Source organism: Mycobacterium sp. pUA109 (genome assembly GCF_041287095.1).
In the GTDB taxonomy this organism is placed as follows: Bacteria; Actinomycetota; Actinomycetes; order Mycobacteriales; family Mycobacteriaceae; genus Mycobacterium.
This window is the reverse complement of sequence record NZ_JBGGKS010000017.1, coordinates 51,513-64,803: the sequence shown is the minus strand read 5'-3', so window position 1 is coordinate 64,803 and position 13,291 is coordinate 51,513. Positions and strand designations below refer to the sequence as shown.

Sequence of the window (13,291 nt, the reverse complement as noted above, 5' to 3'; positions counted from 1 at the left end):
GCGCAGACCGGAGGTAAGGTGGCGGGCGATGACGGAGACGGCGCGGCGAGGGGCCGGTCGACGGCGGAGCGTGGACATCGATGGAGCGTCGGCGGAAAGTATCCTCGCGGCCACGGCGCGGCTTTTGGCGTGGCAGTCGTTTAATGACATCAGCGTTGCGCAGATCCTCACCGAGGCGAAAATCTCTCGGGCGACCTTTTACTTCTACTTCGCGTCTAAGTTCTCCGTACTGAGTGGCCTGCTCGAGACCGCGATGGGTGACATCTTCGAAACAGTGCAGCCATTTCTGGCGCGCTCACCTGAGGATCCGCCGACAGTCGCCCTGCAGCGCAGCATCCGTGCCGTCACACGGGCCTGGCACCGTCACCGCCTGGTGCTGCAGGCTGTGAATGATCACTGGCACTCCGAGCCCGAGTTGCGCGGTCTGTGGTTGGGCATCGTTGAGCGCTTCGTCGCCGCCGGCGCTGTCGAGATCGAACGCGAACGTGCTGCCGGGATGATCGCGTCCGCCGTACCAAGCAGGACTCTGGCGTCAACCCTGTTCTGGGGCACCGAACGCGTGCTCTACATCGCCGGGCTGGGGATCGAGCCGACTCTCGCCGACGAAGAAGCCGCCGTCGACGCATTGGTGGCCATGTGGCAAGGGACCCTGTACGGGCACTGAGGAGTGGATGGCGTCGGCCAAGCGTAGTGGCCATGCCAGGTGGATTCACGCTTAGCGCTCAACCGGGTGTAACTCCCGGATCGCGTCCACTGCGAGACGTGCCGACTCGACACACCCGCTCTGGCCGGCGCCCATCCAGGGTCGGGCGCCGTCGCCGACGTTCCAGATGTTGTCCACCGGGGTATCGTTCGGCCAGTCCCGGCCGGGGATGGCGCGCTGGCCGGGCCAGTCTCCGGTGCACACCGCGATCGACAGGATCTGAGCGTGGGCAAACTCGGGAAACTGTTCGAGTGCTTCCCGCTTGAGCAGCTCGATCTCGCCGGCCACGTCGAATCCGCTGCTCGCCGGGTGCGGTGTGCTCGTCGCGCAATACAGATGCCGACCGTACGGCGCCAATGCCGGTGACGGACCGCTCATGTACGACGCGTACGCGAGCCGGTCGGTGAAGCCGAAGAACACGAGTGTCTTCAGTCGAGCGATGGGCTTGTCAGTGGCGAAGTTCACCGTGATCAGTGTGCCCGGATAATTCTCTGCTTCCAGCTTCTGGACGTAACCGGCGGGCCATGCCTCCGCCGGGACCAGCTTACCGGTGGCAACGGGACCGACGTTGCTGACGACCGTGCGCGTCGTCACCGTGACCTCAACATCCTCGCGCAGCACGGTCACGCTGTCGGCACGACCGTCGGAGCCGATCCCGATGCCGGTAACCCGGCTGTCGAGCCAGATGGTCCCGCCGGCGCGTTCGATGTAACGGGCGAGGTCGCGCCACGGCCCAATCGCGCCGTCGGGGTGCGCCCCGTACGGGTTCATGCCGCCCTTCTTCGTGAGGTAGTCGAAGAATAAGGTTGCCCAGACGTCTCGTGGCTCGGCCGCGAACATGGCGCTGGTCAGGTTACGGGCCAGCTTGCGCAATCGATTGGGAGCGTGCGATCGGTCCAGCCATTGCTCCACGGTGAGGCCCTCGGCAGGGCGAAAGAAACCGAACCGCCGTGCTGCGCCACCGACGACCGGGATCAGGAGCTTGTTGATCAGCAAACCGGTGGGTCCGCTCATGACCGGCAGGTCGAGGCGACCGAGGCGCAGGACTAGCGGCTGAGCTTGCCGACGCGCAAGGATGGGCACCCCGACTTCGTCGAACAGCGCCTTGTTGGCGCCGCCGAGCTCGAAAACCTGGGCACCGGTGTTGACTCCGAATCCGTCGATCTGTGCGGTTGACGCCCGACCACCCACTTGCGGTTCGGCCTCCACCAGCAGCGTCCGGTATCCGTATTTGACGAGCAGCGCCGCCGCGGCCATACCACCGGCTCCGGCCCCGATCACCACCACGTCTACGGCGTCGACGGACTTGTCGTTTGTCTGCGTAGCCAAGGTGTCACCTCTTAGTGAAACTCCGAGAATCAAGCAATGTTAGGTGCTGATCCGGTTGGCAGATGCATTGGTCGCAGCGCGGCGGATGCCTTAAGCCTGCAGGACCGAATCCAGTTTCAGTGGACGTGCGGCCTCGACCATAATGATTTCCCACTCGATGCGCGGGTGGTCGTCCCATTCGCGGCGGGACTTGATCCGCGCCCGGTCGGGGAATCCGTGATGGATGCCCTGTGGATCGTGGCTGACCAGGCCGGCCTTGAGCGGCCGGCCCAGCGATTTGCCACCGTGGATCAGCGCGATCTCGTCGTAGTCGGCGTTGCGGTGAAACCACGGGATCCGTTCGACCCCTTGGACTGACTCGAACGGCCGCGGCAGCAGATTGATGATGTTGATGCCCTCAGCAACCAGGAAGCAGTGCATCGACGGCGGCAGATGCAGACTGTCGGACATAATCACGTTCCAGTCGCAGATATTGAACGCGAACGGGAAGTAGTCGCCCTTCCAGCCCTCCACATCACAGGGGTGGTGGTCGACGTAGATCGACGAATACTCACTGTCGTACTTCACGCGGACCTCGTACTCCGGTTGGTTGGACGCCACCAGCGCTGGCTCCGGGACGCGGACCAAGTCAGGGTCAAACGGCGCGTGGCGACCCAGACCGACATAGGTGGGTGCCCGCAACTCGCCGACGGTCTCGATGCCGAATAGCATCGTCTCGCCCGAATCAACCACCCAACGATGGGTGATCGCCTTGGGGATCACGACGTAGTCGCCCTGCGCGTAGCCGATCGGTCCGAACTCCGTCTCGACGGTGCCCGATCCTCTGTGTACGAACCAGCATTCGTCGCCGTCGACGTTGCGCCGGTAGAACGGCATCGGCTCGGTCCGGCGTGACAGCCAGATCGTGGCATCGGCGTTGTAGTACAGCCGTTGCGCCGAGCCGCGCGGATCGGTCATGTCGGTGGTAGCGACCTCGGTCAGCACCGCCGACGTCGATCTGAAACGCCCTTCGGTGCGGAACACCGTCGGGTCGTTGGACCGGTACAGCACCGCCTCCCGACCGTCGAAGCCGTGCCGGGTCAACTCGTCGTCCTTGAGTAATGACCCGTTCGAACCTGAGCCCGGCAGGTCGCGATGGGCCTGCCGACTGGTCTTGCCTTTGCTGAATTGAATGAGCGTACGCGGTGGCATGACAGCAGATTAACACAATCGTTAGACCCTTAACGATCTTTGTTAGATTGAGGGTGTGTGGGGGTTTTCCGATCCGCGATACGCGCCAACAGCCGGGACAATCGCTGCTGGTCGGCGAGGTCGAGCATCGACAGCCAGGCTCGCTCGCGATCAGCTTGCTCACGCATAGCGTCCCGCAGCGCCGATCGGCCCAGCTCCGTCAGCTGCAGCCGGACTAGCCGGCGGTCCGCGGTGTCTCTGGTCCGCGACACCAACCCGTCGCGTTCGAGCGGGTTCATCGCACTCGACACGGCGGCGCGCGAGGCGCCCGAGAGCCGCGCGACGTCGCGCAACTCGGCGGCACCGAGGACCCACAACACGTTCATGATGCGAAAGCCCGCCCAACTCCAGCCCCGCCGCCGGTGCAGCACCTCGAAATCCTGAGTTAATCGGTGCAGCAGGCGTGTCAGGTTGAATACGAGCTCGGCATGGTCGGCGGTGTCCGGGCCAGCCGTTACGTCGGTACGAAGCCGCTGCGCCAGCAGCTCCCGGTAATCCTCAACGCTGATCGTCCGAGCCGAGACGGGCTGCCTGGTCATTGATCGATTATCCCGCCGCTGTCAAAAACAAACCACGTTTGATAGCTTGGCGCGGTGACTACTAGTTTGGGGTCAGCCGCAGCCGCGCCACCGCTGACCGGTATCCGGGTGCTCGACCTCAGCGCCCTTGGTCCTGGGCCGTTCTGCTCGATGTTGCTGGCAGATTTCGGCGCCGACGTAATCGCTGTCGAACGACCCGATACCCCGGCCTTCGATCCCGCCAAATATCTGTCACGCGGCAAACGCTCGGCCATCGTCGACCTGCGCGGTCCTCGCGGCGCCGAGGTGATTGCGCGGTTGGCCGACACCTGCGACGTCCTGCTGGAAAGCAACCGCCCGGGGACGATGGAACGCAGAGGCTTGGGTCCCGATGTGCTGTGTGCTCGCAATCCGCGGTTGGTCTACGCACGGCTGACGGGTTGGGGGCAAGACGGCCCCTACAGCGCCCGGGCCGGGCACGACATCAACTACACCGCGGTATCGGGCGCGCTCGGCGTGGTCGGCGGTGAGGCGCCGGTGCCGCCTCTTGCCATGGTCGGTGACTTAGCCGGCGGGGCGCTGACGACGGCCCTGGGGATCGTGATGGCATTGTTCGAGCGAACGGTCACCGGCGAGGGACAAGTGGTCGACGGCGCGATCGCCGACGGCTCCGCGCTGCTCAACATCACCAACCTCGCCGAGCTGAGCACCGGCATCTGGCCAGGCCGCGGCAAACATCTGCTGTCCGGCGTGGCACCCTTCTATGGCGTGTACGCCTGCGCTGACGGCCTCTACTTCGCCGTCGGCGCGATTGAACCCAAGTTTTACGCACGGTTCCTGGCCGCGCTCGGACTCGACGACGTCGACCCCTCGCGGCAGCTGGATCCGGCGACCTGGCCCGCCCTGCGCGAGCGTGTGGCGGCGGTATTCCGGACCAAGCCACGCTCACACTGGACGGCCGAGTTCGCCGAAATCGATGGCTGCGGCTCGCCGGTGCTGGAACTCGACGAGCTTGCCGACGATCCGCATCTGCGGTCCCGTGGCACGATCATCAACAGCGCCGATGGCATCGTCACCGCCGCCCCGGCTCCCCGACTATCGCGCAGCCCGGGACGCATCCGCCCGGCTCCGGCGGCGCGGGGTGCCGACACCCGAACAGTCCTAAGCGAGGCGGGTTTTGGCGCCGACGACATCGAGGCGCTGGTCACTGAAGGCACGGTTGTCGCGGTGGGTTGAAAGCGGGCCGCTGCGGCTAATCGCGGGTTAATCGGTCAGCACGATGGCGCTCTCAGGGCAGCTTTGGACCGCCTCACGAACATCGACCAAATCGTCCTCTGCCACATCCTCACGCAGAACGTGTGCATAACCGTCGTCGCCGACCTCGAAGTGCTCCGGTGCGATTAGCTCGCATCGGCCATGGCCCTGACATTTAGCGCTGTCGATCGACACCTTCGTCACGCGTATCCTCTCGTCCAATGCCGTGGCGCTGGAAACACCTTGCCCATTAACCTAACGCCATTTGGTGATTCGGGTCAACTGCGGACTGCTCGTTAAGCGGAGGTCTGCCCGAAGCAGTGCCGACCAGCGGGCCGAACCTACTTCCTGCCCCGAAGACCGAGCCGCCGACGCCAGTCGTGCGCACCGACCAGACGCATCAGACGCGCCTGCAGTCGACTCATCCGCGGGACGTATGGGTACCAGAACGGCTCGGACTTGAGCCGGAATCGCTCCGACACAATCGCCTGCTGCCGGCAGAACTTCAGGATTCCTGCGGCTCCCCCATTACGGCCGCCAACACCCGAGGATTTCCACCCTCCCATTGGCAAGACCAGCAGCATTGTGGCGGTGAGCGCGCTGTTGATGTTGACCGCTCCCGTTTCGAGTCGCCGAGCGACACGATCGGCCCGCTCGGCACTCCCGCTCCACACGCTGGCGGCCAACCCGTACGGCGAGTCGTTGGCGAGCCGGATGGCTTCCTCTTCGTCGCGGACCTTCATCACGGGCAGTGTTGGACCGAAGGTCTCCTCGCGCATGCACAACATCGAGTGGTCGACGTCGGTGAGCACCGTGGGTTCGAAGAACAGACCTTCAGACGTACGCTTTCCGCCGGTCACCGGACTAGCGCCGCGCTCGACGGCGTCGGTGACGTGTCGCTCGACGATCTGCACCTGGCGCTCGGTCGCCATCGCACCGATCTCGGTGGCATAACTGCCGTCGGGATCCATGCCCTGCCGCAGCCCCTTGACCTTGCCTGTCAGCTTCCGGACAAACTCGTCATAAACATTGTCCTGCACGTAGATTCGCTCGACCGACACACAGATCTGCCCCGAGTTCCACAACCCGCCCCAGACCGCACCGCTGGTCGCCCGATCGAGGTCGGCGTCGTCGAGCACGATCATCGCGTCTTTACCGCCCAACTCAACACTGTGCGGGATCAGCCGCTCACCGGCCCGCGCGGCGATCTTGCGCCCGGTGGCGGTCGACCCGGTGAACTGGATCATGTCGACCTCATCGACCACCGCGGCACCGGTGGCGCCTCCGCCCGTCACGCAGGCCATTACCGGCGGCGCCTTTACCTCCTCGATCCAGCCGCGGGTGGCCTCGGTCCAGGTCAGTGGGGTGACCTCGGAGGGTTTGAACAGCACCGCGGCACCCGCCATCAGCGCGGGGATCCCGTCAATGATCGGGGTGGCCAGCGGCCCGTTCCACGGCGTGATGATGCCGACCAGCTGGTGTGGTCTCGTGAATATCCGGAGGTTCTTGGTGAGAGCAGTCGGCCCCCACCGCTTGACTCGGCGATCGGCGAGGAACCCGCCCGCATGCTGGGTGTAGTAGTTGATCGTGTCCACGACGACCGCGGTCTCGACGGCGGCATCTCCCCACGACTTCCCGGTTTCCTCCTGCATGATCCCGATCAACCGGTCCTCGTTGTCGAACACCCAGTCCAGGAACCGCCGGATGTGCTTCGCCCGTCCGGCCGGGCCGAGATCCTCCCATTCCAGCTGCGCCGATCTCAGGCCGGCGGCCACCTCGTGCACCTGCGCCGGCGTCATGTCGGGCACCGTCCCGACCACGCGCCCATCCGCGGGGCAGCGCACAGTGATGAGGCTCGAGCCGCCAACCGGGTAACGCGTGGCTTCCTGTGTCTGCGTCGTCATTGACGTCCTCTCCTTAGCCTGTACCAAGTATCCTAACAACGTTTGGCAAACATATGACCACCGACGGCAAATAGGATTACCGGCAGACCTCAAACAGCCAGATCGAGCGCGGCACGCACGATGCTGTCGGCGTCCAGGCCGTGGTGGGCGTAAACCTCGGCCGGCGAACCGGACTGGCCGAAGTGGGTGACACCCAACGCGGTGGTCGGAACCCGGCTGATCGTGGCGAGGAACGCCAGAGTGTGCGGATGCCCGTCCAGCACTGTGACCAGCGGTGTCGCTCGGTCGCACGGAAACACCTGGTCGAGGATCCACGACTCTGCGTTCTCGTGCCCCTGCCGGGCGCGCACGGCCCGGTACAACAGGTCGGGACTCGTTATGCAGACGACGTCGGCCGGAACGCCGATACGGTACAGCCGGTCGGCGGCCAACAGCGCTTCGGGTACCACCGCCCCCATCGCGGCGACGGTGACCCTCGGGTCGTCGGCGCGCCGCAGCGGATAGGCACCCGCAACCACCTGCCTGCGGCGTCGCTCCCGTGCCGCCGGATCGGCGGGTACCTCGGCCAGCGTCTGGTCGACCGCCCGGGTGGACAACCTGAGGTAGGCCGACGTGCCGTCCGGCCTACCGAGCCGCGCCAGGCTCGCCAGCAGTGTCCATTCGGTGTCGATCACGAATGCGGGCTCGTACGTGACACAACCGGGTTGTTCCAGCCCTATCGAAGGTGTCTTGATGGATTGGTGCGCCCCACCTTCCGGCGCGAGCGACACCCCGGAAGGGGTACCGATCAGAATCGACTGTCCGCCGGCGTAGATACCGTAGGACCACGGTTCAAGGGCCCGCTCGACGAACGGGTCGTACACGACGCCAATCGGCAGCAGCGGCTCTCCCCACCGGCTCCAGGTCGCGCCGAGCTCGCCAAGCAGGCTCACCAGGTTGACCTCGGCGATGCCGAGCTCGATGTGCTGACCGTTCGGATCCTCGCGCCAGTGCAAGATGGTCTCCGCGTCGTCGGCGAACCAATCCCGGCGTTCACGGGCCGACCAGACACCGACCTTGTTCAGCCAGCCCCCGAGATTGGTTGTCGAACTGACATCTGGACTCACCGTCACGACGCGGCGCGCTGCCTGCGGAGCTTCCCGAGTCAGGTCGAGCAGCACCCTGCCTAGCGCAGCTTGGGTGGTCGCCATGCCGGCCGGGGTCCGGCCTATGTCGCTGGGCAGGGACGGGGCCGACCGCACGGGGATCGGCGACCGCGCCAGCCGTTTCGCGGTGTTGCGGCACAGATCCGCCTCGACGCTGCCGTCAGGGAACTGCTGCCACGGGTCATCGGGATCGGCGCCGAGCCGGACCGCAAGTTCTCGAATCTGATCGTCGGTCAGCAGCGACGAGTGGTTCTGTGGGTGACCGTGGGTGGCGAGCCCGTATCCCTTGACCGTGTAAGCGAAGACGACTGTAGGCCGGCTGTCGTCGATCGTCGAGAGCGCCCGGTCGAGAGCGCTCAGGTCGTGACCGCCAAGGTTTGCGATCGCCTGGACCAACGTGGCGTCGTCCACCGCTGCCGTCACGCGCGCGATCGCGCCTGCGTCCGGTCCGGTGCCCGGCAGGCGGTGCCGCAGCTCCGAAGCGTCGCAGCGCAGCAGCCGCTGGTATTCCGGGTTGGCCATCTCGTCGATTCGCCGGCGCACCGCGCAGCCACCGGGCCTGGCGAACAACTGCTCCATCGCCTGCCCGTACTTGACGACGATGACCTGCCAGCCGGCCGCGTCGAACATCCGCTGCAGCTTGTCCGCGGCGATATTGGGTACTACTCGGTCCAACGACTGTCGATTCAGGTCGACGATCCAGACCACCTCGCCGAGTTGTGACACCGCAGGATCCAGCACCGCCTCCCACACCGCGCCCTCGTCCAATTCCGCATCCCCGACAAGGGAGTACTGCCGGCCCGTGCCGCCGGTCCCGAATGCGTTGCCGACGTAGCGGCGCGCGATCGCCCCCCAGATCGGCGCCGTGGCACCGATGCCGACCGATCCCGTCGAGTAGTCGACCGGGTCCGGATCCTTGGCGCGACTCGGATAGCTTTGCAGGCCGCCGAATTCACGCAGCCGCGGCAGGTAGGAGGCATCGAGCATGCCGAGCAGATAGTTTATCGCGTGCAGCACCGGGGAGGCGTGCGGCTTGACCGAGACCCGGTCCTCGGCACGCAGATGGCGAAACCATAGAGCGGTCATGATCGACACCATGGACGCCGACGACGCCTGGTGACCGCCGACCTTCAGGCCTGATGGGTTCGCTCGGACCCTGTTGGCGTGATGGACGATTGCGGTTGAGAGCCACAGCACACGGTTTTGGATCTCGCTCAGTACGTCGGACTGGGCGGTCGCTGGCGACCCGATCGTCGGGGTATTCATCGTTAACTCCGGAAATTGACGTGTTGACGCGAAGCCAAGCACGGTGTTGAACTTCTGCACAACCCATCACCAATTAACTACGCATTCTGCGTCATCTAGCAGGTCAGCTGACCGGAAAAGGAGGGCACTTTGCTCAGCGCCGGACCCATCGACTCGATCGACGCACGCATCCTGCTGCTGCTCTTTGAGCATCCGAGGGCGACAACGATCGCGATAGCTGACCGCGTGGGCATCTCTCGAAATACGGCGCAGAGCAGGATCGCCCGCCTCGAAGCGAGCGGCGCGCTGGACTCGTTCGAGCGACGCGTCACCGCGGAGGCCCTGGGCTATCCGCTCACCGCATTCGTCACGACCCAGGTGACCCAGCGTAGACTCGACGAGGTCGCTGCAGCGCTAGCAGAGATCCCAGAAGTCCTTCAGGTTCACGGCATTTCGGGTCCAGTCGACCTGCTGGTGCATGTGGTCGCCGCCGACGCGGAGGACCTCTACCGGGTGGCGGGTCAGATCCTCGCCATCCCAGGTGTCGAGCGCACCAACACGTCGTTGGTCATGCGCCGGCTCGTCGACTACCGGATCGCGCCCCTGGTCCGCCATCGGGCGATCAGCGGTTCGGCTACTCGACGTCCCAGCGGCGAGGTCACAGCCCGCTAACTTCGCCTTGGGGGCCTCAGCGACCAGGTTCCGACCCCGCGGTCAGCAACTCACCCCCGTCGATGGGCACAGTGACTCCGGTGAGGTAGCCGGCCTGATCTGACACCAAGAACGCCACCAGGTCAGCCACCTCCCCATCGGTTCCGATCCGGCGCATCGGGTTGAGCGGCATCTCGTGCTTCTCAGTCCAGGCCACGATCGGCGCCACCATCTCTGTGTCAACCTTTCCGGGCGCCACGCCAACCACCCGCACGCCCTCCCGTGCCCATTCCAGGGCGAGCACCCTGGTGAGCATGACCATTCCCGCCTTGCTGACGTTGTAAGCCGCCAGGCCACGGGAGGGGAAATACGCTGCCGTGCTGGCGTTGTTCACCACCACGCCCCCGCGCCCCATCAGCTCCTTGGCCCGGCACGCCAAAAACCAGGGTGCCGAGAGGTTCAACCCCAGCGTGGCGTCCCATGCCTCCCAGGCCATGTTCTCAGCGCGGCTTGCCGGTGGCAGGACGCCGGCATTGCTGACCAGGATCTCCAGCCCGCCGAACTCCTCGCTGACGCGGTCGATTAATGCCCGCAGCGCGTCGCGGTGGGTCATGTCGGTGGGCACAGCGAGCGCCCGCACGCCCGCATCGCCCAACTCCTCGGCGAGGGTCTCGATCGAGCCGGCGGTGCGTGCCGCGAGCACGATGTCTGCCCCCTGCCCGGCGAGCTTGCGTGCGATCGCCGCCCCGATGCCTCGGCTTGCGCCGGTCACGAGTGCGCGCCGGCCCCGCAGCGGCCGCGCGATGTCGTCACCCATGGCATGCTCCTCGTCTGCCGGATCTGCGGCCGCGAATACCCTTCTCTAATCAAACATCATATGGTTACGGTGAGCGATGCCCCATGAGACCCCGGAACGGCGAGGTGCGAGTTGAGTTTCAGTCCCGGACAGGAAGCCGAAAGCCTGCGTGCGGTGGTCCGCGGGTTCCTCGAGAAACACTCGACCCAGCGGGATGTCCGCCAGCTCATGGAGACCGACCCTGGCTTCGATGCGGACGTGTGGGCCCGCGCCGCGCAGGAGCTCGGCCTGCACGGACTCGCGCTCCCCGAGGAGTTCGACGGTAGCGGGGCGGGTCCGGTCGAGCTGGGTGTGGTGTTCGAGGAGATGGGTGCTGCCTTGTTCTGTGGCCCGTTCCTATCGACCGTCGGTCTCGCCGCCACCGCACTGCTGGAGGCTGGTGATCTCGAGGCGGCCGCCGCATACCTGCCCGGCATCGCAGCGGGCAGCACGACCGCGACACTGGCCTGGGCCGGTCCGACGCCAGCGGAATCCACCCTCACCGCCGAGCGCTCCGCCGACACCTGGCGCGTGAGTGGTCGGGCCCCGCTCGTCGTCGACGGATCAACGGCGGACCTCGTTCTGGTCGCCGCGACCACGTCGGCCGGTTCGAGCCTGTTCGCTGTACCGGGGCTTACCGAGGGCCTCAAGCGCACACCGCTCACAACCATGGACTCCACCCGCAAACTCGCGGAGCTGCGGTTCGCAGCCGTGCCGGCAAGCATGATCGGCACCGACGGCGCAGCCACGGGCGCGCTCGCTCGGACGCTGGATCTGGCGGTGCTCTACCTCGCCGCCGAGCAGCTCGGCGGTGCCGACCGTGCGCTGGCGATGGCGGTGGAATACGCAAAGACGCGCGTCCAGTTCGGGCGCGCCATCGGCTCCTTCCAGGCGATAAAGCATCGCTGCGCGGACATGCTCATCGACGTCGAGTCAGCCAGGTCGGTCGTCCACCACGGCCTCTGGACAGCGATGCACGAACCGGCGAACCTGGCCGTGGCCGCGAGCCTGGCCCGTGCGGTCGCCGCCGACGCATACCAGCGCGTCGCCGCCCAGACTATCCAGATCCACGGCGGCATCGGGTTCACCTGGGAGCACCCCGCACACCTGTACGTGAAGCGGGCCAAGTCCAGCCAGCTCCTGCTCGGCTCGCCGACGCACCACCGCGCACGGCTCGCCGAGCTGCTCGACCTCGCCGGCGGCACCGCGAATGACGCCGCCGTCGCGGAAGATACCGCGGACAGGACACCCGATGCGACTGCCCTCAACGAGGACATCACCCGATTCCTGACCGAGCATCCGGTGCCCAATCCCAGCGACACCGCAGCAGACCGAGCGTTCCGGGACGCGCGCTTCGACGCCGGACTCGCGGTCGTGAGCTGCGCGTCCGGCCACGGCGGCCGCGGGCTGGATCCTTCTCTGCAGACCGTTGTCGAACAACGGTTTACTCGTGCCGGTGCGGCCGACCACATGGCACGTAACGTCATCGGACTCGGTATGGCGCTGCCGACCATTCATGCGCACGGCACCGAAGAGCAGAAGAGCCGCTACCTGCGGCCCTGCTTCACCGGTGCGGAGATCTGGTGCCAGTTATTTTCCGAGCCCGGCGCCGGGTCCGACCTCGCCGCCCTGGCAACGCGCGCCGTCCGCGACGGTGACACCTACGTCGTCGACGGGCAGAAAATCTGGACCTCACTGGGCCACGTCGCTGACTGGGGCATTCTCATCGCCCGCACCGACCCCGACGTGCCCAAGCACCGCGGGCTGACGTACTTCCTGCTCGACATGCGCAGTCCCGGCATCGAGGTCCGGCCACTGCGCCAACTCACCGGGGAAGCCGAGTTCAACGAGGTTTTCCTCACCGGCGTCCGGATCCCGGTGGAAAACGTGCTCGGCGAGGTCGGGCAGGGTTGGCAGGTCGCGATGACCACGCTGGCCAACGAGCGGGTATCGCTCGGCGGCAGGCCGGCCGAACGTGGATCGGGGCCGATCGGCCAGCTCGTGGACGTATACCGGAAGGCGCACGGCGCCGGCCTGATCGACGCTGCCGCTACGGAGCGGGTCATGCTGCTGTGGACCCACGCCGAGGCGGCCCGGCTCACCAATGCCCGCGCTGCCGCCCAGCTCGGACGCAAGCCGGGGCCGGAAGGCTCGATCGCGAAGTTGCAGATGTCCGAGCTGAACAAGGCGATCTACGAGCTGTGCGTCGATCTTTCCGGCGATCCTGGGCTACTAATCGACAGCTATGCGGTGACCGCACCGCATTTCACGGCCGTCCACGGGGGTACCGACGTCCGCAAGGCGTGGCTGCGATCGCTGGCCAACTCGATCGAGGGTGGTACATCCGAAATTCTGCGCAACGTACTCGGGGAACGTGTACTCGGCCTGCCTGGCGAACCACGGGCGGACCGCGACATCGCCTGGAAGGAGACCCGTCGCTCGTGAGCATGTCATTCGACGGAAGCGGGGTACATCAC

At 66.0% G+C, this 13,291-nt stretch carries 11 protein-coding genes; 4 read left to right on the top strand and 7 right to left on the bottom strand.

The features are described 5' to 3' along the window. Nucleotides 1-28 precede the first annotated feature (28 nt). Nucleotides 29-664 (top strand): TetR/AcrR family transcriptional regulator, encoded by a 636-nt coding sequence (locus ACAG26_RS19325; RefSeq protein WP_071019393.1) that lies wholly within the window; start codon nucleotides 29-31, stop codon nucleotides 662-664. 51 nt (nucleotides 665-715) lie between these two features. On the opposite strand, the gene ACAG26_RS19320 is transcribed toward ACAG26_RS19325, so the two are convergent. From ACAG26_RS19320 to ACAG26_RS19310, 3 genes are all read right to left on the bottom strand, one after another. Beyond that, complete coding sequence (locus tag ACAG26_RS19320; RefSeq protein ID WP_370484680.1) at nucleotides 716-2,032, bottom strand: NAD(P)-binding protein; 1,317 nt, start codon at nucleotides 2,030-2,032, stop codon at nucleotides 716-718. 90 nt (nucleotides 2,033-2,122) lie between these two features. After that, on the bottom strand, nucleotides 2,123-3,223 hold the full coding sequence (locus ACAG26_RS19315) for a homogentisate 1,2-dioxygenase (protein ID WP_370484679.1): 1,101 nt from the start codon (nucleotides 3,221-3,223) through the stop codon (nucleotides 2,123-2,125). 29 nt (nucleotides 3,224-3,252) lie between these two features. Continuing rightward, nucleotides 3,253-3,801: a MarR family winged helix-turn-helix transcriptional regulator gene (locus ACAG26_RS19310; protein ID WP_370484678.1), complete on the bottom strand. Its 549-nt coding sequence runs from the start codon at nucleotides 3,799-3,801 to the stop codon at nucleotides 3,253-3,255. Between the two features lie 54 nt (nucleotides 3,802-3,855). On the opposite strand from ACAG26_RS19310, the gene ACAG26_RS19305 reads away from it, so the two are divergent. Beyond that, nucleotides 3,856-5,016 (top strand): CaiB/BaiF CoA transferase family protein, encoded by a 1,161-nt coding sequence (locus ACAG26_RS19305; RefSeq protein ID WP_370484677.1) that lies wholly within the window; start codon nucleotides 3,856-3,858, stop codon nucleotides 5,014-5,016. A 27-nt stretch (nucleotides 5,017-5,043) separates the two neighbouring features. Here the strand turns inward: ACAG26_RS19305 and ACAG26_RS19300 are convergent, their stop codons facing one another. The 3 genes from ACAG26_RS19300 to ACAG26_RS19290 all read right to left on the bottom strand — a co-directional run bounded on the left by ACAG26_RS19300 (nucleotide 5,044) and on the right by ACAG26_RS19290 (nucleotide 9,349). Next, nucleotides 5,044-5,238 carry a ferredoxin gene (locus tag ACAG26_RS19300; protein ID WP_083341491.1) on the bottom strand — a complete coding sequence of 65 codons (195 nt, stop codon included), beginning with the start codon at nucleotides 5,236-5,238 and terminating at the stop codon, nucleotides 5,044-5,046. Between the two features lie 137 nt (nucleotides 5,239-5,375). Next, entirely contained in the window at nucleotides 5,376-6,938 is a 1,563-nt protein-coding gene (locus ACAG26_RS19295; RefSeq protein ID WP_370484676.1) for an aldehyde dehydrogenase family protein, read from the bottom strand. Between the two features lie 89 nt (nucleotides 6,939-7,027). After that, nucleotides 7,028-9,349: a pyruvate dehydrogenase gene (locus ACAG26_RS19290; protein WP_370484675.1), complete on the bottom strand. Its 2,322-nt coding sequence runs from the start codon at nucleotides 9,347-9,349 to the stop codon at nucleotides 7,028-7,030. A 129-nt stretch (nucleotides 9,350-9,478) separates the two neighbouring features. On the opposite strand from ACAG26_RS19290, the gene ACAG26_RS19285 reads away from it, so the two are divergent. Then, complete coding sequence (locus ACAG26_RS19285) at nucleotides 9,479-10,000, top strand: Lrp/AsnC family transcriptional regulator (protein ID WP_370484674.1); 522 nt, start codon at nucleotides 9,479-9,481, stop codon at nucleotides 9,998-10,000. A 16-nt stretch (nucleotides 10,001-10,016) separates the two neighbouring features. Here ACAG26_RS19285 and ACAG26_RS19280 read toward each other — a convergent pair whose 3' ends face one another. Beyond that, on the bottom strand, nucleotides 10,017-10,796 hold the full coding sequence (locus ACAG26_RS19280; protein ID WP_370484673.1) for an SDR family NAD(P)-dependent oxidoreductase: 780 nt from the start codon (nucleotides 10,794-10,796) through the stop codon (nucleotides 10,017-10,019). A gap of 111 nt (nucleotides 10,797-10,907) precedes the next feature. Here ACAG26_RS19280 and ACAG26_RS19275 point away from each other — a divergent pair, with 111 nt between their 5' ends. Further along, on the top strand, nucleotides 10,908-13,259 hold the full coding sequence (locus ACAG26_RS19275) for an acyl-CoA dehydrogenase (protein ID WP_370484672.1): 2,352 nt from the start codon (nucleotides 10,908-10,910) through the stop codon (nucleotides 13,257-13,259). Nucleotides 13,260-13,291: the final 32 nt, after the last annotated feature.

Bases quoted from the DNA above. Each gene is read 5' to 3' on its own strand.
- ACAG26_RS19295 (WP_370484676.1), bottom strand. From the start codon at position 6,938: ATGACGACGCAGACACAGGAAGCCACGCGTTACCCGGTTGGCGGCTCG.
- ACAG26_RS19280 (WP_370484673.1), bottom strand. From the start codon at position 10,796: ATGGGTGACGACATCGCGCGGCCGCTGCGGGGCCGGCGCGCACTCGTG.
- ACAG26_RS19315 (WP_370484679.1), bottom strand. From the start codon at position 3,223: ATGCCACCGCGTACGCTCATTCAATTCAGCAAAGGCAAGACCAGTCGG.
- ACAG26_RS19325 (WP_071019393.1), top strand. From the start codon at position 29: ATGACGGAGACGGCGCGGCGAGGGGCCGGTCGACGGCGGAGCGTGGAC.
- ACAG26_RS19310 (WP_370484678.1), bottom strand. From the start codon at position 3,801: ATGACCAGGCAGCCCGTCTCGGCTCGGACGATCAGCGTTGAGGATTAC.
- ACAG26_RS19290 (WP_370484675.1), bottom strand. From the start codon at position 9,349: ATGAATACCCCGACGATCGGGTCGCCAGCGACCGCCCAGTCCGACGTA.